Consider the following 23,954-nt stretch of genomic DNA (forward strand, 5'->3'; position numbering starts at 1 on the left):
CTAAAGCTCACAAATTGGGCAGTTAAAGAGTTCTGCTGTCTGATACAAGAGGATAAATTGAATTGATAGAACTCACCTTTAAATATTTCTGTTTTATGAAAAATGTAAAACTTTTGTTTTTGATGTTTATTGTTTTGGTGCCTCATGCTTGTGCTTCCGAAAAAGATTCAGACTGGGTGGATGGAATAGAGGAAACATGTTACTTTAAAGATGATTTTGATTCGTTTAATGAAAAGGTGTGGACGAAGGAAGTGCGAGACCCCGGATGGGTAAACCAGGAGTTGCAGGCTTATGATGAACAACATGTAACGGTAGGTAAGGATGGTGATAAGACCGTGCTGATATTGACAGCCGAGCATAAAAATGGCCAGATTTACTCAGGACGCATTCATTCTAAAGGAAAAATGAGTTTTAAACATCGTAAGGTGGAAGCCTGTATTCGTTTGCCTAAGACGGCCAATGGGCTTTGGCCTGCTTTCTGGATGATGGGAGATAATGAAAAACCTTGGCCGCAATGCGGTGAAATAGATATCATGGAAATGGGAGAGAAGAACGGAATAATTAACGGTACTTCTGAAACCTATCTGAATACCGCCATTCATTACGGATCTAGTGTGGAAACTCATCGTCAGGAATATTATGCAGGTAATGTGGCTCATAGTTTACAAGATGGAACTTATCATCTCTATACGTTGGAATGGACTGAACAAAAACTGTCTGTTTGGATTGACCAGGTTCTTTTTTATACGTTCGATATTAGCAAAGTAAGCGGACGGCATGAGTTTTTCCAAGATGAATGTTATGTGCTTTTTAATCTGGCAGTGGGTGGGGCATTCCCCAATATTACTGATAAAGAGAAAATTTCTGCTTTGCGTGAAGGGGAGAAGGCGCACATGTATGTGGATTGGATAAAAGTCTATTAATCTTAAATATGATTAACAATGAAAACAACGAATTTTAAATTAGCCATTTGTGGTGGCACATTGTCGCTGGCTTTATGCGGCAGTTTTCTGCCAGTGCATGCTGCATTTCCAGTGGAACGTGCGGAAATGATTCAACAGCAAGTCAAAAAAGTGACAGGTACAGTGAGTGATGTCTTAGGTCCGGTAATCGGTGCTTCTGTGATTGAAAAAGGAAATACTAGCAATGGTACCATTACGGATATGGATGGAAATTTCAGTTTGAATGTAGCCTTCAATGCTACATTGATAGTGAGCTATATTGGTTATAAAACGGTAGAGGTGAAGGTGGAAAATTCTCCGTTGAAAATTGAGTTGCAGGAAGATAGCAAAGTGTTGAGCGAAGTCGTGGTTACTGCATTGGGCATCAAGAGAGAACGTAAGGCATTGGGTTATGGAGTAGATGAGGTAAAAGGCGATGCTTTGACTAAAGCCAAGGAAACGAATGTGATTAACTCCATGGCTGGACGGGTACCGGGACTAGTGGTGAGTCAGACTGCCGGTGGCGCTTCGGGTTCTACGCGTGTTATTTTGCGTGGTAGCACGGAGATGACGGGCAATAACCAGCCGCTTTATGTAATTGATGGGGTGCCTTTGGACAACACCAATTATGGAAGTGCCGGTAATGCCGGAGGCTTTGATTTGGGAGATGGTATTTCTAGTATCAATCCCGATGATATTGAGAATATGTCGGTACTTAAAGGTCCTGCTGCTTCGGCTTTGTATGGTAGCCGTGCCAGTCATGGTGTGATTTTGATTACTACTAAAAAAGCCAATAAGGATAAGTTCAGTGTGGAGTATAATGGAACGTTGACCTTTGATACCCAGTTGGCTAAGTGGGACGATGTACAGGAAATCTATGGTATGGGAAGTAATGGAACATATAGCATTGATGCTGTTTCAAATACGAATAAAAGCTGGGGTGCCAAAGCCGATGGAAGCAATATGGTGACTTATTTTGATGGGGTATCCCGTCCTTATCAGATCATTCCTGACAATACGTCCCATTTTTTTCGTACGGGTCTGACTGCTACCAATTCGGCTATCATTAGTGCCCATAGCGGAAATACAGGATTACGTTTCACCTTTACAGATATGCGCAACAAGGACATTGTGCCTGAAACTAATATGAGCCGTGACATCTTTAATCTGCGTACCAATACTTCCATGGGGAAGGTAGATTTTGATTTCAGTGCCAATTATACTCGGGAAGCCGTGAAGAATCGTCCGGCTTTGGGCGACAGTAAGTCGAATGTAGGAAAGAATCTGATGACGTTGGCTACTACCTATGATCAGGCTTGGCTGAAAACATATGAAGATGGGAATGGTAATTATGCCAATTGGAATGGGATGGACCCGTATAATGTCAATCCGTATTGGGATATTTACAAGAACTTCAACCGTTCCAAAAAAGATCAGTTTCGTTTCAATGGAAAGGCTGTGTGGAACATTAATTCTCATTTGAAGGTACAAGGTACGGTAGGTGCTGAAATGAACTGGTTTAACTTTGATGATTTCAAAGCTCCTACTACGCCTGGATATGAAGCTGGCCGTTTGCAGAGCAGCAAATTCTGTAATCGGATGTACAACTTTGAATTATTGGCTTTATATAATAACAGCTGGGGAGATTTTGATTTCAATGCTACCTTGGGTGGAAATGTGTATAAAGTCAATAATGAAACGGGGGTAACTACTGCTCAGGATATGCAAATTAGAGATGTGGTAGCTTTGATGAGCTTTAATGAAACTAGTTTTGAGGAAAGCAGTTACCGCAAACAGATCAATTCGGTATATGGAGCTGTGAATGTGGGATGGAAACACATGCTTTATTTGGATGCTACCCTGCGTGGTGACCAGTCGTCTACCTTGCCTACTGGTAATAATGTATATGTCTATCCTTCGTTTTCAGGTAGTTTTGTGTTCTCTGAATTCTTGAAGTTAGGCAGTCGGATGCCTTATGGCAAGTTGCGTATGTCATGGGCACAGGTGGGTAGTGATACGGACCCTTATCAATTGGGATTGGTCTATACCAAGTCGAAATTTACTTATCCAGGTTTTACCATAGGATATATCAATAACAATACCTTACCAAACCGTAATCTGAAACCTACTAAAACCAATTCGTTTGAAATTGGTCTGGAAACGAAATTCCTGAATAACCGTATTGGACTGGATGTGACTTATTACAAGCAAAACAGTAAGAACCAGATTATGGGTATGGCCAGTTCTTGGACTACAGGGTATAATTACCGTCTGATTAATGCCGGTGAAATAGAAAATAAGGGTATTGAAATAGCTTTAAATACGCGTCCTGTGCAAATGAAGGATTTTTCTTGGGATTTGAACGTGAATTTCTCTAAGAACAGCAACAAGGTGAAGAGTCTGGTCGATGATATGGATATGTTTGAATTGGAAAAAGCTCCCTGGCTGGATGTTCAGGTGGCTGCTAAGGTGGGTGAAAATTTCGGTTCTATTGTAGGTCCTGACTTCAAACGGAATGAACAGGGTGAAATTCTGATTGATCCGAGTACGGGTTTGCCGCAGTATGATAAGAGCAATCATGTGTTGGGTAATGCTTCTTGGGATTGGACTGGGGGTGTTTTAACGACATTTACCTATAAGAATCTTTCTCTTTCAGCTTTGTTTGATATCAAAGTAGGAGCTGACCTTTATTCCATGTCTGCCCGTGCGTCTTATGAATCAGGTAAGGCCAAGGAGACCCTGGCCGGTCGCGATGAATGGTATCGTTCGGAAGAACAGCGTCAGGCTGCCGGATTCCCTAAAGGTTCGGCCAATTGGAAACCGACAGGTGGCTTTGTGGCTCCTGGTGTGATTGATAATGGCGATGGTACGTATCGTCCGAATGATATCTACATCAATCCGGAAGACTACTGGATGAGTGTGTGTAGAAATGCACCGGCTATGTTTATCTATGACAACAGTTACGTGAAATGCCGTGAAATTACCTTGAGCTATCGTCTTCCCGAGACTTGGCTGAAAAAAGTGGTCAAAGGAATTACTCTGTCCTTTGTGGCGCGTAATCCGTTTATCGTATGGAAGAATGTTCCGAATATCGATCCGGACTCTAATTACAATAATACCACCGGTATGGGATTGGAATATGGTTCTTTGCCTTCACGTAGAAGCTATGGTTTCAATGTGAATGTGAAATTTTAAGTAAACTTGAATGATAATACCTAAAGCATAGAAACAATGAAATACAAAATATCTTATTTAATCTGGGTTTTGCTGGCCTGTATATTCGGCTTTACTTCTTGTAGCGATCAGTATATGGAGGATATGAATACAGATCCGTCGAAGGCGGAAACCATTGACCCGAATGCACAGCTTACTACAGCTCAGTTGCAGACTTATGGCGATTTGGGGATGGTGGAAATCTATCGTAACTATTTGTATGGTTTTACCCAACAACTGATGGGGTGCTGGAACACAACGAATTACGGTGGCAGGCATACCCTTGATAACAGTGAGATGAGCCGTGTTTGGACTACTTTCTATACCGCGGCTATTAAGAATCTGACTGATGCCCAATGTCGTACGGCAACGGACGAAGGAAAGACGAATATTCATGCGGCACTGACTATCTATCGTGTCTATCTGATGTCTATTATTACTGATATTTATGGTGATGTACCCTGTTATGAGGCTGGGAAGGGCTTTTTGGAGGGCATCTTTACCCCCCGCTATGATACGCAGGAGGAAATCTACCTGAGCTTCTTTGATGATCTGAGTCAAGCCGAACAGGCTTTGAGTGCTTCGAAGGATGCCATTACAGGTGATGTGATTTATGGGGGGGATATTCAGAAATGGAAGAAACTGGCCAACTCGTTGCGTATGCGTTTTGCTATGCGTATTTCCAATGTGGCTCCGGAAAGAGCCCGGCAGGAGTTTGAAGCGGCGCTTGCTGCCGAGGGAGGTATTTTTGAGAGTGCCGATGATGAGGCTCTTATCAAATATATGGATGTAGCCTTCAGCTTTGGCCAGGAAGCGTATTCCGATTACCGTGGCAATGCGCTGTCACAGTTGTTGTTTGGTAATGACCCGGCCAATAATCCCAGTTACCTGTGCTCTACCTTGTTCAACCAACTTTATTCTACCAGTGATCCGCGTACGTTTATGTTGAGCCGTTGTTATTATGATGGTTTGATGAGTGCTACCCGTCCTGACAATCGAATTGATTTGACCGATGAAATGCTGAGCAAGGGCATTGCTTTCCAGCCGCGTGACCCCGGAGCCTATTCTTGGGAACCCTGGCCTGCTGGTTATGACAGCGACGTACTGAAGGCATTAGCTGAAAATAATCCGGCCATTGAAGTTAGTGTAGCTCGTGAAACGGAGCCAAAACTGGCAAATAATTTCTTGAAGGGGGATAATCCAGGTGTAGTGATGACTTTTGCCGAGACTCGCTTCTTATTGGCTGAGGCCGCTTTGAAGAATTGGAATCTTGGAAGCATGAGTCAGGATGTTGAGTCCTTCTATGCGGAAGGGGTCAGAGCTGCCATCGATTTTTTGACACAGCGTTATGGTTGTGCGGCAGTTGACGAAGTGGAGTTTAATGTGTATATGGCGAAGAACGGTATAGGCTACACCGATGAACAAAAATTGGCCAGTATTCATACCCAGGCTTGGATTCTTCATTTTACCAATCCGGCAGAATGTTGGGCTAATCAGCGTCGTTCCGGCTATCCAAAACTGAAATCTCCGGCAGAATACGGCTTTGGCCAGTTTCTGACAGGTGGTGCTGAAATTCCGGTGCGATTGTGTTATCCTGTATTGGAGGCTTCGTATAATAAAGTTGGCTATGAAGAGGCGCTTCAGCGTATGGGGGGAACTGACAGTTGGAACACCCGGTTATGGTGGGATAAATAAATTATAGAAGTATGTAGAATTTTTATAAAAAGAAAGACGAATGAAAAAGATATATTTCACATGGTTATTGCTGTTGGCAGTTCAGATATGCTTTACAGCTTGTCAGGGTGAAGAACCGTTTTCTACGATTACGGCTTACGATGACCCTCGTATTTTAGATCCTACGTTTCCAGATAAGACAGATGGGCAACTGCCAGTAGTAGTGAATATGAATCGGGATACTAATTTCACAATGACTCTGACAGTGACTCCTGCCGACTACTGTAGCGTGAGTTGGTTACTGGATGGTGTTGAGGTGGCACAAGGTGTCACCATTGACATGAACTTGAAAGCAGGTACGTATCATTTGCGGGTGAATGTGTCTACCGAACAGGGTAAATCGACATTTCGGGAAGGTTTGGTGCAGGTCAATCCTTTGGAAGAGGACCCTTGGGCTATTCAGATAGGACATGAACGGATTATCGCTCCTGGATGTACAGCTCGTCTGTATGGACATCACTTGGAACAGGTAACAGGGATTGTGATTGCTAATCAGACAGTGACCCGTTTGGTACAGGGCAGTGATGATCAGGGTATGTATTTGGAATATCAAGTGCCGCAAGAAGTGACCGAGGGGGAGCATCGCATTATTTTATTGGATGCGGATGGTCAGGAATTCGGAGGCGACAAAGTGAATGTGAGCCGTAAGTCGTTGGTTATTTCTGGAGCTGACCGGATGACTGCAGGAAAAGAATGGACGTTATCCGGTATCAATTTGAGTAAAATCAAATCCCTTACTTTGGGGGAACAGACGGTGACTGAATTTATAGAGCAGTCCGATGTACAGCTTGTACTGACTGCTCCGCAACTGACTGATGGCGAATACACGTTGAGCGGCATGACAGTTGATGGAGAGCCAGTCTTGTTTTATTCTGAAAAAGGCAGCCAAGAACAGTGCACAGTCATTGTTTCGTCTATGGTAGTATTATGGAAAGGACATCACTATGTGTCTTGGGATTTACCGGATGACAACCCTAATAAAACGTTTAATCTGATTGGCAGGGAAGTCTTTGCTGAGATAAAAGCAGGGGCTACGCTGTATATTCATTATTCTATTCAGGCTTCGGATGAGTATCATCAGATGCGTACAGTTTCCACTTATTGGAACGATTTGCCGGGCACAGCCGCATTTGATTTTAATGAAAATGGGGTAAAGGAGCTTGTTCTTACTCAGCCGGTATTGGATATGATTCTGAATGAAGGTGGATTCCTTTGTGTAGGTCACGGCTATTTTGTAGATATGATTGCGGTTATGTAAGTAAACTCTAAACATAAAATGTTATGAATAAATTTAGAAAGACAATGGTATTGTTTTCTATTCTGCTGATGGCTTCATGCCATCAGCAGACCCCGGCACCAGTCATTGTTTCGGATGTTCAGGTAGAAGAGAAGGTAGAACAGGTACTTTCAAAGATGACACTTGATGAAAAGATAGGTCAGATGACTCAGCTTTCTATTGATGTGTTAGGTAGTTTTGTTAATGGTGAGTTTGTGTTGGATGAATCGAAATTACAACAGGCCATTGCAGAGTTTAAGGTAGGTTCTGTACTGAATGCTCCCGGTCCTGTGGCACAAACAGCGGCTAAATGGCAGGAGATAATCGGTCGGATTCAGGAAGTTTCTATGAAAGAAATAGGTATTCCCTGTATTTACGGATTAGATCAGACTCATGGTACTACCTATACATTGGATGGTATCCTTTTCCCACAGAATATCAATATAGCAGCTTCGTTTAATCCCGAATTGGCTTACGAAGCGGCTCGTATTACGGCTTATGAAACCCGGGCAGGTAGTTGCCCCTGGACTTTTTCTCCTACAGTAGATATGGCTCGTGATCCGCGCTGGTCACGTATTTGGGAGAACTTTGGTGAAGACTGCTTGGTCAATGCGGTCATGGGAAGCCAGTCTATTTTGGGATACCAGGGTGACGAACCGAATCATATTCCAGCCAATCGCATCGCGGCCTCTGTCAAGCATTATATGGGATACAGTTCGGCCCGTACAGGAAAAGACCGTACGCCGGCTTATATTTCTGAATCCGAACTGCGTGAGAAATGTTTTGCGCCCTTTAAGGCTTGTGTGGAAGCCGGCGCTTTGACCATCATGGTTAATAGCGGTTCTATCAACGGAGTACCTGTGCATGCCAACCATGAACTGCTCACCAAGTGGCTAAAGGAAGACCTGCAATGGGATGGTATGCTGGTGACTGACTGGGCTGATATCAATAACCTGTATACTCGCGAGCATGTGGCTGCCAGCAAGAAAGAAGCTATCAAAATGGCTGTCAATGCAGGGATTGATATGGCGATGGAACCTTATGATTTGGGCTATTGTACGTTACTCAAAGAATTAGTGGAGGAGAATGAAGTTTCCATGGCGCGTATTGATGATGCGGTGCGTCGTGTATTGCGCCTTAAGGTTCGTTTGGGCTTATTTGAACAGCCCATAACACCTATGGCTGATTATCCTTTGTTGGGAAGTGAAGAACACGCTCAGTTGGCATTAAAGGCGGCCGAGGAATCGGAAATTCTGTTGAAAAATAAAGATCAGATTCTTCCGCTGAAGAAAGGTACTAAGATATTGGTTACAGGTCCTAATGCTCATTCTATGCGTTGCCTGAATGGAGGTTGGAGTTATTCTTGGCAGGGGCATTTGGCTGACCGTTTTGCCAGTAAATACAATACCCTTTATGAGGCAATCTGTCAGGAGTTTGGTGCTGATCATGTTCGTTTGGAGCAAGGGGTTACTTATGTGGCTGAAGGAACGTATACTGAAGAAAATACGCCCGAAATAGCAAAGGCGGTAGCTGCTGCCCATCAGGTAGATGTTATCATTGCTTGTATTGGTGAAAACTCCTATTGTGAAACTCCTGGTAATCTGTCTGAAATGGCCATTTCTGAAAATCAGCGTAATTTGGTGAAAGCACTGGCGACTACAGGCAAACCCATGATATTGGTGTTGAATGAAGGACGTCCCCGTATTATCCATGATTTGGAGCCTTTAGCTCAAGGCATTATCCATATAATGCTACCCGGTAATTTCGGAGGGAATGCATTGGCGAATATTTTGTCTGGAGAGGCTAATCCTAGTGCTAAGATGCCTTATACTTATCCGCGTCATGAAGCAGAACTGACAACATATGATTATCGTGTCAGTGAAGAGATGGATAAGATGGAAGGAGCTTATGATTATGATGCTGTCATTTCGGTGCAATGGCCTTTTGGCTATGGATTAAGTTATACAACTTTTGAGTACAGTAGGCTAGTTTGCAGTCATAGCGATTTCAATGTGCAGGATGAATTGACGTTTACGGTTGATGTAACCAATACCGGCAAGCGGACAGGCAAAGAGGTAGTGATGTTGTTTAGCCGTGACATGGTGGCTTCCCTGACACCTGAAAATCGTCGTCTTCGCGCTTTTCAAAAAGTGGAACTGAAACCAGGTGAAACTAAGCAGGTGACGTTGAAGATTCCGGCCAGCGACTTGGCGTTTGTAGGAAGTGATGGTCGCTGGATACTGGAGGCTGGTGAATTCAGAATACAGGTGGGTAATCAGCTGATTCATATCCAATGTAGTGAGACCTATCAGTGGAATACACCGAATCGCTAAGTAGATTCTACAGATTCTATATCAAACTTCAGACGCAGATAAAATAGGGGATTTATTTCGTATCATCTGCGTCTGATATTTATTTTGTGCACCTCTCTTTTTAAGCCTTTTTTGTTTTCTTCTAGTTGGTCAACCACTTCCATTGCATAGTCACGTAAAAAAGGGACAGCAAGCCTTGTTTTTTTATCAGCTTATTGCCTTTTTTGGGGGGTACATCAAAGCCGTCAAGCCGTAGTGTATACAAAAGAAAAAGAGGCTGTTTCAAAATGAAGTGTACTCCAAAAGTTAGACACAAAACTTTTGGGGTGTTTTTTATGAAGTACAGTTATGAACAACGGCTCATCATCGTTAGCCGGGTAAAACAAGGAGAAGCAATAGCTCACTTGTCGAAAGAGTGTCATATCAATAAAACTCAGATATTGGCATGGGTGAGAATGTGGGACAAATATGGCTGTTCCGGACTGGAACAACAACCCCATTGCCGTCCTACGGTTTAATTAAAGGAAGAAGTCGTACGTTTAATATTAGAAAAAAGGTGTACCTTTGGCCCATATAAGAGTAGAATACAAAATTGGCAAGACGGCACTACAACGCTGAGTCAGCACAGTACGCAAGTATGGTTATGAGGCTCTTGATCCGTCCAAACGCCGAGGAAGGCCACCGAAAAATCCTATGGGATGCCCAAAGAAAAAAGAACCACAAACTGAGCTTGAGAAGCTTCAGGCTGAAAATCTCCGCCTGAGAGCGGAGAACGCGCTATTAAAAAAGGCGAAGGCCTTAGTCGAGGCAAAGAAAGCCCAAGCACTTCTGAATGGGCTCAGATCATTGACGAACTAAGGTCGGATTATCCTCTTGACTTGCTATTGGAATCAAGAAAGATGGCTCGTTCTGTGTTCTATTACCATCTGAAGTGCCTTAAAGCTGCTGACAGGTATATTAATGAAAAGGAATTGATTAAACTGTTTTTTCATGAGTATAAGGGATGCTATGGCTATCGTCGTGTGACAGCGGAGATGCATAACCGTGGTTTTATGTTAAACCATAAGAGCATCCGAAGGCTTATGGGCGACTTGGGGCTTAAAAGCTACTGAATCCCTTTCATCTCTCTTGGATCAGTTATAATTCTTGTGGGATTAACCTCTTATGTCTTTCTGTTCTTATCTCTGAAAGCTACTCTGCTGTGCGCGTGACGGTAAATATAGAGGTCAATCCCTGTACGCCAATAGAGTAAGTCGAAAACTCAGATGAATGGCGTGTGTTTTGTTCCGCTATATGTCAGCGTTAAACGGTGCATTGCTCTTGTTGCTGCCACATATAACATACTCCGGTCGATCTCAGAATGATAATTTTTATCATCTACTTGTGGGATAATCACCTCATTAAATTCCAAACCCTTTGCCATGTGTGCAGAGGTGATAACGATACCTTGTACAAAAGCCGAACTTTGATTTGATAGGAAATGAATATCAGGAATTTGTAGTTTCTCTGCCATTTCACAAGCTTGCGATTCGGTTTTGCAGACAATTCCAAGTGATTTGTAAGCGGATGCCTGATGAGTAACTATTAAATTTTCAATGGCAGACAGCTCTTCTTTCTCATTATCGAATTGTAATACTTGCGGTTTCTTTCCATGCCGTGCGACAGGTTCAAGTTCGGTATTTGTCCGTATTTGCTGTGCAAACTCTGTGATTTCACAAGTAGAACGGTAGCTTTTGCATAGTTTCATTATCTCGCCCATAATAAGGGCTTTCTGAATCATATCCGCAGTAGATGAGCCATAAGGATTGACCGACTGACTGGTATCTCCCAACACCGTTTTCCGACAAGGGAATAGCTTTTGCATCACCTTGTACTGGATTGGAGAATAATCTTGCATTTCATCTACCAGCAAATGCTTGACATAGTTCTTTGTACCACCTTCCAAAGCGATATGCAGGTACGCCAGTGGTGCTATGTCGGCATATTCAAGTATGCGGTTCTTCCGCATTTTAAAGAGTTCCGGCTTACCTATCCATGCGAAGAAATCTTTATAGACTTGCAGGTCATTGTTTCCGGCAAACATTCGCTTGATTTCTTTTTTAAGGAAATTCCGCTCGGCAGTCGTCACAGTAAAAGCATACTGTACTTTCATCATATCGAGAATATAATCCGTCATTGCCTCGAACCGTTGGCGCATGGGGTAGCGGTTGAAACGGTGGAATTGCTCTTCGATAAATTCAGCCGGGACGGTGATATGTTTGGTTAGCTTCACATCCTCTGCTCTAAAGTAGTGGTTTTCGATGTACAAAATAAAGCGATCCAGACTGGCGATGAAATCGAAAGATGATTTATATTCGATTCGCTCGATAAAGTCCGGTGTTGGTTTTGTCAGTAATTCATTCACTTGGTCAAAAAAGCTAAAGTATTTGTATTTGTGATTCAGTACTTCGGAAAGTATCTGTTCCATGCTGGTTTCGGGTACGGTTTCTTCGCCCAGTTCGGGTAGCACATTGGAAATGTAATCGGCAAACACCTTATTGGGAGAAATAATCAAGATGTCGTTTGAAGAAAGACTACCCTGAAAAGCATATAGCAAGTAGGCGATGCGGTGCAGGGCAATAGAAGTTTTACCCGAACCTGCCACCCCCTGAATGATGAGCGTTCGGGCTTCCTCATTACGGATAATCCGGTTTTGCTCCCGCTGAATGGTGGCAACAATGTTCTTCATTTTATCATCCGCATTAGCACTCAGTTCCTTTTGCAGAATATCATCGTGAACGGTCAGCGCACTTTCGATCATGAATTCCATCTTTCCAGCTCGGATTCGGTATTGGCGTTTCAACGAAATATCCCCTTTTATCTCTCCCGATGGGGATTGATAAGATGCTTCGCCCAATTCGTAATCATAGAACATACTCGAAATAGGCGCCCGCCAATCATAAATCACGGTTGTCCGGCTTTCAGTATCGTGAAAGGTATGGATACCGATATAAACAGGGATTATCGGACGGTTCTCGCTCTTCTCTTGAAAGTCGATTCGTCCGAAGTAGGGAATATCCACTATTTGGGCAAGCCGTCGGCGTTTGTCAATTACACTTTCGCCTATGGCAAAATGATTCAGGATGCTTTCACGCATGGAGCGTATCTCATGTGGATCAATATCTTTATTATTCCAAAGGTAGTCTTTGTACTCCGCCAATGTATCTACATGGTCTTTCACGGACACATCGGTATGGCTGATTATCTGCTTCAGCCGATTGATTATTTGCTGCAAATAGCTTCTTTCTTGCTTCTCTGTTTGATTGAATACCATAGTAATTTATTGCTAAAGGATGAAAATAGAGTCACGAACGGTGCACAAAATTACTGCAATTGGGTAGGATAGGAAATGGCTATTTATAGCTATATATCCATATGTTTTGTATCTTTGCACACTTAAAATGAACGATATGGATATTCTTGAACTCGCCCTGTATAATCAGCAAACCGCTTGGAAAATACTGGAACATACCGGTATTATCCCGGCATGGGAACGTATTGGGGCAACCGTTCATCTGGTAGGCTCACTCAAATCCGGTCTGTTGGCAAAGAGTAGGGATATAGACCTGCATATCTATACCGATACATTGGATATTGCAGCCAGCTTTTCTGTGATGCAGGAACTTGCCGAACGGCTTTCTTTAAAGGAAATCCACTATAATAATCTGATTCAGACAGAAGAAGAGTGCATCGAATGGCATGTTCTCTACGAGGATGAAGACAGGAACACATGGAAGTTCGACATGATTCATATTCGTAAAGGCTCAAAATACGATGGTGTGGTTGAAAGAGCAACTGCTGCCATTACGAACCGACTTACCCCTGAAATCAAGCAAACCATCCTTCAAATAAAATTCGATGTGCCGGACGGTGTGCAGATTCCCGGCATAGAAATTTACCATGCTGTTTTCGTGGGTGGGGTTCGCAGTTACGAAGAACTGGAACAATGGAGAGAAACCAATCCGCTGACAAATAGCTTAGATTGGTTGCCGTAATAGAAATATGTTTAAAGTAGCCCTGCAATACCATAAATGACTAACCTTGTACATATCGTATGTGGTAATATTGAAAATGAAGAAGATTAGAATAACAGCTATAAGAAAGGTGCAACATCGCGATTTGTCGGCTATGTACGAAAATCCTATTGAACACACTTGTGATATTGAAGAAGGTACAACTTTTATTTCAGTCGATGGGCAGAAACCGGAAGGACTGTGTGAAAGCGCATGGGGCTCAATGCGCTATTTTGTTACGGAATTAGCCAATGGAGGCGGTAACTTTTATGACGGTTGGATGAAGAATCCGCACTCGGCCATGATTTCGTGTAACGATGGTTTCCGTCCTGTTAGTTTTTATATTGAAGTGATTGAATAATGATGTGCATTAGGATAAAATGCCAGTGTTCAGCTAATAGAGAATACCAGAACTTTCCGCCCGGTTGATAGCTTCGATCACATTATCGGCATTCAATTTTGCCAATATATTCTTGCGGTGATTGTTTACCGTGTAAATGCTAAGGTTCAGTTTATAAGCAATCTCCTTGCTCAAAAATCCTTGTCGGATTAATAAAAGTATTTCCTTTTCCCGCTTGGTTAATTGTTGGTTTGCCGGAACAACTGCCGTTGGAAGTATCTCACCCGTTTTCCGATTTATAACCGTCCGCCTGATTCGCTCCATAGGTGTTTGGTCAGGCGCAATGTCCACCACTCCCATAATCATCCATGCCTTTCCATTTTTGTCTTTCTGAATCACTTGGTGGCGACTGATTACATTCACATATTCCTGCCGGGCATTCAGCATACGAATTTGGAATATCTGCTGATAATCATTTCTTTGTTCCTGCGGAAGTGAATAGATGAACTGCCCGTGTTCAATCTGGTGTTCGATGAGTTGTGCCCGGTCGTCCGGGTGAATCCGTTCTTCCAATAAATTCCCCTGTTTCTGAATCGTCTTTATCCATGTAGGGTTATATCCGAAAATAGTAGCAAAGTTATCGGATGCAAAATCGTATCGTTCTTTGAAAACATCTACCGTAAAGATGCAACTTTGGCTCATTCGTGAGAATGTCTGTATAGATGCCCTGCGTTCATTCCATAAATCATAGTCCACATCCAGCGGACTGATCTGCTGTCTTGCCCATAATTCTTCGGGAGTTATCTTATTGGTAGCCATGTAACAAAGGTAAACGATTTTTTTGAATTTCTATGTTCATTTGCTTTTCTCAGCAATGAGGGGTCAATAGATGAGGATTTTTACGTTGACCCGATAAAATGAAAAAAGACCGCTGAATCAGCGATCTTTTTTTAGTTGCGGAGGCCTGACTCGAACAGACGACCTTTGGGTTATGAGCCCAACGAGCTACCAACTGCTCCACTCCGCGATGTTTTGTGAGTGCAAAGGTACGACTTTTATTTGAATTTGCAAATAAAAGCCGGATTATTTTTCATAAGAAATGCACTAATATACATAATTGGTTGATAAATAGGCTGATAAAATACAAATATTTTTATTTGCTAATTGGCTTTATTGTTAATAAAATGTGCTTTTGTTTGTGATATATGCGGAAATGTCTTACTTTTGCACAAATTATTAAGCAATGTGCAATTAGTCTATGGCCGTATCGAAGACAAAAGCTAAATTAGTGGATGTAGCCCGTCAGTTGTTTGCTAAAATGGGTGTTGAGAATACCACGATGAATGATATTGCCCTCGCTTCTAAAAAAGGTAGGAGAACGCTTTATACCTATTTTAAGAGCAAGGAAGATATTTATATGGCTGTTGTCGAATCGGAACTGGATATGCTTTCGGACATGATGAAGCGTGTGGCGGAGAAGAATATATCGCCGGACGAGAAGATGATTGAAATGATATACACGCGTCTGGATGCAGTGAAAGAGGTGGTATTCCGTAATGGGACGCTCCGGGCTAATTTCTTTCGCGACATTTGGCGGGTAGAGAAGGTACGTAAGCGTTTTGATGCCAAGGAGATACTGCTGTTCAAAGATGTATTGCGCGAAGGAGTGGAGAAAGGCGTGTTCAGAATAGACGATATTGACATGACTGCCGAGTTGGTGCATTATTGCGTAAAAGGGATTGAAGTGCCCTATATCCGTGGCCATATCGGTGCAAAGTTGGATGATGAAACCCGCGACAAATACGTTGTCAACCTCGTGTTTGGCGCATTGCATAGAACATAAAAACATTTAATCAATAATTAAAAACAGTATGGGATTATTAGACGGAAAAACAGCCATTGTAACCGGCGCCGCTCGCGGCATTGGTAAGGCTATTGCTTTAAAGTTCGCTCAAGAAGGAGCTAATATAGCATTCACCGACCTGGTGATTGACGAAAATGCTGAAGCTACAGCTAAAGAAATCGAAACGTTGGGCGTAAAGGCCAAAGCGTATGCTTCCAATGCTGCCAGCTTTGAAGATACTGCCAAAGTGGTGGAGGCTATCCATGCAGACTTCGGTCGCATTGATATTTTGGTAAACAACGCCGGTATCACCCGTGACGGTCTGATGATGCGCATGACCGAACAGCAATGGGATATGGTTATCAACGTGAACTTGAAATCGGCTTTCAACTTCATTCACGCTTGTACTCCGATTATGATGCGCCAGAAAGCCGGCAGCATTATCAATATGGCTTCTGTAGTAGGTGTTCACGGTAATGCAGGCCAGGCAAACTACTCTGCTTCTAAGGCCGGTATGATTGCATTGGCAAAGTCTATCGCACAAGAACTGGGTTCTCGCGGCATCCGTGCCAACGCTATTGCTCCGGGCTTCATTATGACGGCTATGACGGATGCGCTGTCCGAAGAAGTAAAAGCCGAATGGTGCAAGAAGATACCTTTGCGTCGTGGCGGTACTCCCGAAGACGTTGCCAATATTGCTACCTTCCTGGCTTCTGATATGTCTTCTTATGTATCAGGACAGGTAATTCAGGTAGACGGTGGTATGAACATGTAAAATAGTGATTGACGGTTAGCGGTTAGTGAGAATTGCCAGCCGCTAACCTCAGTTTTTTAATCACTAATCGCTAATCACTAATCGCTAAATAAATGACTGTCGTATACGAAGACAATCATATCATTATAGTCAACAAGACCGCTTCCGAGATAGTTCAGGGAGACAAGACGGGTGATACGCCGCTTTCGGAAACCGTAAAGCTGTATCTTAAGGAGAAATACCAAAAGCCCGGCAATGTCTTTATAGGTGTTACACACCGTTTGGACCGCCCCGTAAGCGGTCTTGTTGTTTTTGCCAAAACGAGTAAGGCACTTGCCCGTCTGAACGAGATGTTCAGGAACAGTGAGGTGAAGAAAACCTATTGGGCAGTGGTGAAGAACCGCCCTCGGGAGTCAGAGGGTGAGTTGGTGAACTATTTGGTACGTAATGAGAAGCAAAACAAGAGCTATGCCTACGATAAGGAAGTGCCGAACAGCAAGAAAGCGATTTTGCATTATCGGCTCATAGCCCGGTCGCAGAACTATTATCTGCTGGAAATAGACCTGAAAACGGGGCGGCATCATCAGATACGCTGTCAGTTGGCAAAAATGGGATGTCCCATTAAGGGAGATTTGAAGTACGGTTCTCCCCGTTCCAATCCCGACGGAAGCATTTGTCTGCATGCGCGCTTTGTGCGCTTTGTACATCCGGTATCCAAGAAGCTGATAGAGGTGGAAGCCCCTGTCCCTGCCGGTAATCTATGGAATGGCTTTGAAATGGTTTGATAATCTGTTAATAACAAATTCAATGAAAAAGATTCTGATTCTTTCGGGACTGTCCCTGCTTGTTGCGCTTGCAGTTCGGGCACAGGATAAAGTGACCGAATACAATGTACGTCCTGCCGTTGCGGTGCGTACTCCGCTCCAGGGTGACAGTATCAATTTTACTGGGGAGAAGTTCACGGCCGACGCTTTGTTGAAAACCGATATCAGTCTTGACTTCGACGGGCGTCCTTATGAACGTATCACGGCGGATACCGCAGGATATGTACGGGTGGAGAAAGCCGATAAGGATAATCTGTTCTATCTGTTTGCCACCCATCTGCGTGCGGAACGCTTTATGAAAGGAAAGTTGAATATTTACTCTCCCGCGCGTTTCGAGGTGTTTGTGAATGGTGTTTCCAAACAGTCTAAAACAACTGCGGAAGATAGCTTGTCGCAGGTTGCTCCTTCGGTACTCAGTCTGCGTCTGGAGCCGGAAACGGATTATGAGATAGTCGTTAAATTGTTGTCGACGGCTGCCGATAAGGCTGTTCCCGTATTGAAGTGCGAGTTTGAGAAAGATAAGGAGTTTGCCGATGTAGGTTACCGGCTCGCACCCGATTTGAAAAGACGTTTCGCATTGCACAATACGGCTTTCGGAAGTCGCGTGCGCTCGGTCAGCCTCTCTCCGAACGGCAAATATCTGCTTGCCTGCTATGCGGATAACTACTCGTTGAAGCGCTCAAGGACACGTTGTGAACTGACCGAACTGAAGACAGGCAGGGTGATACTGCCCGCTGCCGATGAGAAAATGCGTTGGATGCCCCGCAGCAATAAGCTTTATTATACCGTAACAGGCAGGCAACGGAATGATTTGGTTGTGTTCGACCCTGCTACCATGCGCGAGGAAGTGTTGCTGAAAGATGTTCCCGAGGGATATTTTGCATGGTCGCCTGCAGAAGACTATCTTATCTACTCTCCGGATGATAAGGGAGAAGCGGTAGGCGGTCCTTTGAAGCGGCTGCTGCATCCCGACGACCGGATTCCCGATGCGCGTTCCCGCAACTATCTCGTTAGGTACGACCCTGTCACCGGACTTTCCGAACGTCTCACTTACGGCAGCCATGCCGTTTATCTGAATGATATATCCTCTGACGGCAAGAAACTCTTGTGTTCCACCTCTAAATCGAATATCACTCAATGTCCTTTCTCGCTTACTTCCATCTTCGAGCTGGATTTGGCTACGTTGCAGGCGGATACGCTGGTGGCGTGGAACCCTTATGTAAACAGGGCGGCTTACTCTCCCGATGGCGGACAGCTTTTGGTAATCGGCAGTCCGATGGCTTTTGACGGAATAGGGAAAAACTGCGGCGAGCATCCCATCGCCAATGATTTCGATACTCAGGCATTCATTGTGGACAAGGCCACGAAAAAGGTTAATCCCATCACGCGCGATTTCAATCCTGCCGTCGACTTCCTGCAGTGGAACCGTGTAGACGGCTGTATCTACTTCAATACAACGGACGAAGATTGCAGACATATCTATCGCTATGTGCCGAAGACGGAGAGTTTTGAAATGCTGCCGCTTCAGGAAGATGTGATTTCTTCCTTCGACCTGGCGGAGTACAATCCTGCGGTTGCCGCCTATGTCGGTGGTGGCAATGCCAGTGTGGGAGTTGCCTATACGTATGATGTGAAGAAGAAAACATCCGTTTTGCTTGCCAATCCGATGAAGTCCGTTTTGGACAAGATAGATATGGGCACAATGAAGGAGTGGAACTTCACGGCGGAAGACGGTACGGAGATTAAGGGTATGATATGCCTGCCGCCGGCTTTCGACCCGAACAGGAAATATCCGCTTATCGTTTATTACTACGGCGGGACTACACCTACCACACGCGGCATCACTTCGCCTTATTGTGCGCAATTGTTTGCATCACGCGATTATGTGGTTTATGTTATCCAGCCCAGCGGGGCTATCGGTTACGGTCAGGAGTTTTCCGCCCGTCATGTCAATGCGTGGGGAGAACGCACTGCCGATGAAATCATCGAGGGCACGAAGAAGTTCTGCGCCGCGCATCCGTTTGTCAACGACAAGCGTATCGGCTGTATCGGAGCATCCTATGGCGGTTTTATGACGATGTACTTGCAGACCAAGACGGATTTGTTTGCCGCTGCCGTTTCGCATGCGGGCATCAGTAACGTGACCAGTTACTGGGGCGAGGGCTATTGGGGCTATTCCTACAACTCCGTTGCCGCTGCCGGGAGCTATCCGTGGAATAATTCCGATTTGTTTACCAAACACGGAGCATTGTTCAATGCGGATAAAATCAAGACCCCGTTGTTGCTGTTGCATGGTACGGTGGACACGAATGTGCCTATCGGCGAAAGTATTCAGTTGTACAATGCCTTGAAGATATTGGGTAAGCCGGTTGAGTTCATAACGGTGGACGGTGAGAATCATTTCATCAGTGATTATCCCAAGCGCGAGTTGTGGCACAACTCTATTATGGCATGGTTTGCACGTTGGCTGCAAGATAGTCCGGCATGGTGGAACGACCTTTACCCGGAAAGACATTGGTAAGATATTAAGATAAGAGGAAAAAGTTCCTCACTGCTTTATTACGACAAAAAGCCGTTTCCCGGAATAGACAAGGAGGAAACGGCTTTTTTGTTGTCAGTGTGCTTACTGTTATTCGGCACATGAAGTTGTGAAATGGATGCTCTTGGCCGTTTGCATCTGTGCTCAGGCCAAGAACGATCCGTCACAAACAAACATAAACAGGGCTGCTACTAATACTAGTTTTTTGTTTTTTACTTGTTTTTAATTAGGTTAATATATTTATTCGGTTTTGGTTTAGGTAGATTCTACTTTGATGTTGTGGAGTTAAACTTCACACAATATATATATCAAATGACGTGCCAGAGTGAGGGTGGAAACGGTAAGTCATTGCAGATTAGCACGCTATTTTTACTGTGAAGGTGCGCAGGGGTGTGAAGATGTGTGGAAGCGGTGTGGAAAGTGTGGAATAGAGTGTGGAGTTTTTCCACAGTTATAACTCTATTCCATATAATTTAAGTTTGTTGTAAAGTGTCTTTCTGTCTATCCCCAGCAGTTGGGCGGCGCGGCTTTTGTTATATCCTGTCTGCTTCAGGGCTTCGATTATCTGCTGCTTCTCGGTCTCTTCGTTACGGAGAGGCATACCTGCTGCGGATGGGGCTACCGGACTCTTCAGTTCGCTAAGCTCGTTCAGGGTGATGAGTTTGTCTTGCGCCAAAAGGGTGGCACGCCGGACGATGTTCTTCATCTGGCGCAGGTTGCCCGGCCATTGATATTCCAATAAAGCTTTGGATGCCTTTTCGTCAAAGCCGATGAGGTGCTTGTCCAGTTCACGGTTTGCCTGGTCCAGGAAGAAGTTTGCAAAGAGCAGGATATCCTCGCGGCGGTCTTTCAGTTGCGGCATACGCAGGGTAAACTCATTGATGCGGTGGTAGAGATCCTCGCGGAAAGTCCCTTTCTCGATGGCCTGTTCCAGATTCTCATTGGTGGCGGACACTAAGCGCACATCTACCTGTATCTCCTTGTTGGAGCCGACAGGACGTATTTTACGTTCCTGCAGGGCGCGGAGCAATTGTATCTGCACCTCGTAGCTGAGATTGCCTATTTCATCCAAAAAGATAGTGCCGCCGTTGGCAGCAACGAACGCGCCCGTCTTGTCGGTCAGCGCACCGGTAAAGGAACCTTTTACATGGCCGAAGAATTCGGAAGCCGCCAGCTCTTTGGGGATAGCTCCGCAGTCAATGGCTATGAACGGCTGTTTGGCGCGGCGGCTCAACTTATGGATGCGTTGCGCCACGTACTCCTTGCCTGTTCCGCTGGCCCCGTTGATGAGGACGGACATGTTGGTGGGAGAAACCAGGTTCACATAATTATAAAGTTGCCTGGCGGCATCGCTTTCGCCTTCCAGGTAGTCGGATGAAGCGTTCTCTGCACCTTTCCGGCAGGAATTCCCATTGCTTTCGGAACGCATGGTCTGTTTGGACGAAACAGACGGTCTGTTTGGGTCGAACGCATGGTCTGTTTGGGTCGAACGCATGGTCTGTTCCGAAGCAACGGATGAGGACTTCAGGGCTTCATCCATTTTCTTCAATAACTCGTCGGGGTTTACGGGTTTTGCAATGTAGTCGCATGCGCCCAGTTTCATGGCCTGCACGGCAGACTGTATGTCGGCATAGCCCGTCATGATGATAAGAGGGATGTGCAGGGAATGTTCTCCCAGCCACTTCAGCAAATCTATGCCGTCGCGGTCGGGCAGGCGCAAGTCGGACAGTATCAGGTCCACCGTCTCGGCTTCGATATGCTTCTGGGCACGGGCTATACTGCTTGCCGAACTGACTTGGAATCCTTTTTTGCCAAGCCATGTTTTCAATATCATGCCGTAAGTGATATCATCTTCTACGATTAATATGGATTTCATCCCTTCTGCTTTTTATCTCTTTTATGGCACAAAGGTAAATCGTTTTGTCCGATTTTAGTATATTTGCAGGCTTAAATTAAACAAAAAGACAGATGAAAAGAAATCTCATTGTATTATTAACCATACTGGTGTGCGGCCTGACGGCCTGCAAACCGGGACAAAAGAAAGACGGAAATATGGAAAAAGAAACGAAGTTGAAGATTGAGACAAGTGCGGGTGACATCATCGTGAAACTGTATAACGAAACGCCGAAGCATCGCGATAACTTTATCAAGCTGGCCGAGGAAGGTACTTATGAAGGTACGCTGTTTCACCGTGTCATCAAGGACTTCATGATACAGGCGGGCGACCCCGAATCGAAGAATGCCCCGAAAGGCAAGATGCTGGGAGCGGGCGATGTGGGATACACTGTTCCTGCGGAGTTTGTCTACCCGAAATACTTCCATAAGAAAGGTGCGCTGTCTGCCGCTCGTCAGGGAGATAATGTAAACCCGAAGAAGGAATCGTCCGGTTGTCAGTTCTATATCGTGACCGGAAAGGTGTATAACGATTCTACGCTTCTCGGCATGGAACATCAGATGAACCAGGCACGCCTGAACAATGCTTTCAATGCTTTGGCGCAGAAGCACATGAAGGAAATCTACAAGATGCGTAAGGACGGTGACCAGGAAGGGCTGATGAATCTGCAGGACACGCTTATCGCGCAGGCTGAGGCTCAGGTGGCCGGCGAACCGGAGTTCCGTTTCACGCCGGAACAGGTAAAGGCATATACCACTGTAGGCGGCACACCGCATCTGGACGGCGAATATACCGTGTTCGGCGAAGTCGTTGAAGGCATGGATGTGGTAGATAAGATACAACAGGTAAAGACAGATCGCAGCGACCGTCCGGAAGAGGATGTGAAGATTGAGAAGGTGACTGTGATTGACTGATAAACAGAATTGCGTCAAACCTTTGGGAAGAGAGCCTCGCCCTGTCACACAAGTATGAAGATAAATAAGCATTGTTTCCCCAACGGCCTGCGGCTGGTACACTACGAGGATACCAGCACGCAGATGGTGGCGCTGAACATCGTTTACGATGTCGGTGCGCGCGACGAGCATCCCGAACATACCGGCTTTGCCCATTTGTTCGAGCATCTGATGTTCGGCGGTTCGGCGCATATTCCCGATTACGATACGCCTTTGCAGTTGGCGGGGGGAGAAAACAATGCCTGGACCAATAATGACATAACCAATTACTACCTCACCGTTCCGAAGCCGAACGTAGAGACAGCCTTTTGGCTGGAGTCCGACCGTATGCTGGAGCTGGCTTTCAGCGAGCAAAGCCTCGAAGTGCAACGCGGTGTAGTGATGGAAGAGTTCAAGCAACGCTGCCTTAACCAGCCGTATGGCGATGTGGGGCATCTGTTCCGGCCGCTGGCATTCCGGGTGCATCCGTACTGCTGGCCTACTATCGGCAAGGAACTCTCGCACATAGAGCAAGCCACGCTGGACGAGGTGAAGAGTTTCTTCTACCGTTTCTATGCTCCGAACAATGCAGTGCTGGCAGTGACGGGAAACATTTCATGGGATGAAACCGTTAAGCTTACCGAGAAGTGGTTTGCTCCCATACCCCGGCGGGACGTTCCGGTGAGGCAATTGCCGCAGGAGCCGGAGCAAACGCAGGAACGCCGGCTGACGGTAGAAAGAAACGTGCCGCTGGACGCCTTGTTCATGGGCTATCACATGTGCAGTCGCGAGGGTGCGGATTATTACGCATTCGATATTCTGTCCGATATTCTCAGCAACGGACGTTCCAGCCGTTTGAACCGCCGCTTGGTACAGGAACAGAATATCTTTTCCGGTATCGACGCGTACATCAGCGGTACGCGTGATGCGGGTCTGCTGCAAATCAGCGGTAAGCCTGCGGCAGGTGTGTCGTTGGAGCAAGCGGAAGCTGCCGTCCGTAAAGAACTGGAAGAGTTGCAGCGGTCTCCGGTAGACGGGCAGGAGCTGGAGAAGGTTAAGAACAAGTTTGAATCTACCCAGATATTCGGCAATATCAACTATCTGAACGTAGCCACAAACCTTGCCTGGTTCGAGCTGACGGGAAAGGCGGAAGATATTGACCTTGAAGTAGAGCGTTATCGCTCCGTTACGACGGAGCAGTTGCATACTGTGGCGCAGCGTACTTTCTGCGAAAGCAATGCCGTAGTATTATATTATAAGAGTGATAAATGACAGTCAAAGGGAGCGTTTTTCGTCTCTT

18 protein-coding genes and 1 tRNA gene are annotated in these 23,954 nt (G+C 45.1%); 15 read left to right on the top strand and 4 right to left on the bottom strand.

Features of this window, described 5'->3' with window-relative positions; translation table 11 throughout:
* The first annotated feature begins 95 nt into the window (after positions 1-95).
* The 7 genes from AB5903_RS09185 to AB5903_RS09215 all read left to right on the top strand — a co-directional run bounded on the left by AB5903_RS09185 (position 96) and on the right by AB5903_RS09215 (position 10,588).
* Entirely contained in the window at positions 96-923 is an 828-nt protein-coding gene (locus AB5903_RS09185) for a family 16 glycosylhydrolase (RefSeq protein ID WP_195658224.1), read from the top strand.
* An 18-nt stretch (positions 924-941) separates the two neighbouring features.
* Positions 942-4,136: a SusC/RagA family TonB-linked outer membrane protein gene (locus tag AB5903_RS09190; RefSeq protein WP_272710612.1), complete on the top strand. Its 3,195-nt coding sequence runs from the start codon at positions 942-944 to the stop codon at positions 4,134-4,136.
* 36 nt (positions 4,137-4,172) lie between these two features.
* Entirely contained in the window at positions 4,173-5,849 is a 1,677-nt protein-coding gene (locus tag AB5903_RS09195; RefSeq protein ID WP_272710610.1) for a SusD/RagB family nutrient-binding outer membrane lipoprotein, read from the top strand.
* Between the two features lie 40 nt (positions 5,850-5,889).
* Positions 5,890-7,146 carry a hypothetical protein gene (locus AB5903_RS09200; protein ID WP_368117806.1) on the top strand — a complete coding sequence of 419 codons (1,257 nt, stop codon included), beginning with the start codon at positions 5,890-5,892 and terminating at the stop codon, positions 7,144-7,146.
* A 68-nt stretch (positions 7,147-7,214) separates the two neighbouring features.
* The gene (locus tag AB5903_RS09205) at positions 7,215-9,497 is read left to right on the top strand and encodes a glycoside hydrolase family 3 N-terminal domain-containing protein (RefSeq protein WP_229127172.1); all 2,283 of its coding nucleotides are present in this window, start codon (positions 7,215-7,217) and stop codon (positions 9,495-9,497) included.
* A 314-nt stretch (positions 9,498-9,811) separates the two neighbouring features.
* Positions 9,812-9,994 (top strand): helix-turn-helix domain-containing protein, encoded by a 183-nt coding sequence (locus tag AB5903_RS09210; protein WP_195658228.1) that lies wholly within the window; start codon positions 9,812-9,814, stop codon positions 9,992-9,994.
* Between the two features lie 381 nt (positions 9,995-10,375).
* Entirely contained in the window at positions 10,376-10,588 is a 213-nt protein-coding gene (locus tag AB5903_RS09215; RefSeq protein WP_195658229.1) for an IS3 family transposase, read from the top strand.
* A gap of 149 nt (positions 10,589-10,737) precedes the next feature.
* Here AB5903_RS09215 and AB5903_RS09220 read toward each other — a convergent pair whose 3' ends face one another.
* The gene (locus AB5903_RS09220; RefSeq protein WP_195658230.1) at positions 10,738-12,789 is read right to left on the bottom strand and encodes a 3'-5' exonuclease; all 2,052 of its coding nucleotides are present in this window, start codon (positions 12,787-12,789) and stop codon (positions 10,738-10,740) included.
* Between the two features lie 136 nt (positions 12,790-12,925).
* Here AB5903_RS09220 and AB5903_RS09225 point away from each other — a divergent pair, with 136 nt between their 5' ends.
* Positions 12,926-13,510, top strand: coding sequence for a phosphoglycerate mutase family protein (locus tag AB5903_RS09225; protein ID WP_165438851.1), 585 nt, complete (start codon positions 12,926-12,928; stop codon positions 13,508-13,510).
* 76 nt (positions 13,511-13,586) lie between these two features.
* On the top strand, positions 13,587-13,889 hold the full coding sequence (locus AB5903_RS09230) for a TIGR04076 family protein (RefSeq protein WP_195658231.1): 303 nt from the start codon (positions 13,587-13,589) through the stop codon (positions 13,887-13,889).
* Positions 13,890-13,922: 33 nt separating this feature from the next.
* Here the strand turns inward: AB5903_RS09230 and AB5903_RS09235 are convergent, their stop codons facing one another.
* Both AB5903_RS09235 and AB5903_RS09240 read right to left on the bottom strand, forming a co-directional pair.
* Positions 13,923-14,687: a LuxR C-terminal-related transcriptional regulator gene (locus tag AB5903_RS09235; RefSeq protein ID WP_195658232.1), complete on the bottom strand. Its 765-nt coding sequence runs from the start codon at positions 14,685-14,687 to the stop codon at positions 13,923-13,925.
* A gap of 135 nt (positions 14,688-14,822) precedes the next feature.
* Positions 14,823-14,895 (bottom strand) — tRNA-Met (locus tag AB5903_RS09240).
* Between the two features lie 231 nt (positions 14,896-15,126).
* Between AB5903_RS09240 and AB5903_RS09245 the strand changes: the two genes are divergently transcribed.
* The 4 genes from AB5903_RS09245 (at position 15,127) to AB5903_RS09260 (ending at position 19,810) form a co-directional block, all read left to right on the top strand.
* Positions 15,127-15,711: a TetR/AcrR family transcriptional regulator gene (locus tag AB5903_RS09245; protein ID WP_004288944.1), complete on the top strand. Its 585-nt coding sequence runs from the start codon at positions 15,127-15,129 to the stop codon at positions 15,709-15,711.
* Positions 15,712-15,739: 28 nt separating this feature from the next.
* Positions 15,740-16,486 carry a 3-oxoacyl-[acyl-carrier-protein] reductase gene (gene fabG, locus AB5903_RS09250; RefSeq protein ID WP_005652328.1) on the top strand — a complete coding sequence of 249 codons (747 nt, stop codon included), beginning with the start codon at positions 15,740-15,742 and terminating at the stop codon, positions 16,484-16,486.
* Positions 16,487-16,578: 92 nt separating this feature from the next.
* On the top strand, positions 16,579-17,250 hold the full coding sequence (locus tag AB5903_RS09255; protein WP_005652323.1) for an RluA family pseudouridine synthase: 672 nt from the start codon (positions 16,579-16,581) through the stop codon (positions 17,248-17,250).
* A 22-nt stretch (positions 17,251-17,272) separates the two neighbouring features.
* Positions 17,273-19,810: a prolyl oligopeptidase family serine peptidase gene (locus AB5903_RS09260; protein ID WP_368117807.1), complete on the top strand. Its 2,538-nt coding sequence runs from the start codon at positions 17,273-17,275 to the stop codon at positions 19,808-19,810.
* A gap of 469 nt (positions 19,811-20,279) precedes the next feature.
* Here the strand turns inward: AB5903_RS09260 and AB5903_RS09265 are convergent, their stop codons facing one another.
* Positions 20,280-21,704, bottom strand: coding sequence for a sigma-54 dependent transcriptional regulator (locus tag AB5903_RS09265; protein WP_272710595.1), 1,425 nt, complete (start codon positions 21,702-21,704; stop codon positions 20,280-20,282).
* Positions 21,705-21,796: 92 nt separating this feature from the next.
* Here AB5903_RS09265 and AB5903_RS09270 point away from each other — a divergent pair, with 92 nt between their 5' ends.
* Complete coding sequence (locus AB5903_RS09270; protein ID WP_016660763.1) at positions 21,797-22,636, top strand: peptidylprolyl isomerase; 840 nt, start codon at positions 21,797-21,799, stop codon at positions 22,634-22,636.
* A 54-nt stretch (positions 22,637-22,690) separates the two neighbouring features.
* Positions 22,691-23,926, top strand: a complete 1,236-nt coding sequence (locus tag AB5903_RS09275) for a pitrilysin family protein (protein WP_272710593.1) — start codon at positions 22,691-22,693, stop codon at positions 23,924-23,926.
* The last annotated feature ends 28 nt before the right edge of the window (positions 23,927-23,954 follow it).

The organism is Bacteroides sp. 2201st1_D9_2201SCRN_220225, assembly GCF_040928965.1.
Taxonomy (GTDB): Bacteria; Bacteroidota; Bacteroidia; order Bacteroidales; family Bacteroidaceae; genus Bacteroides; species Bacteroides stercoris.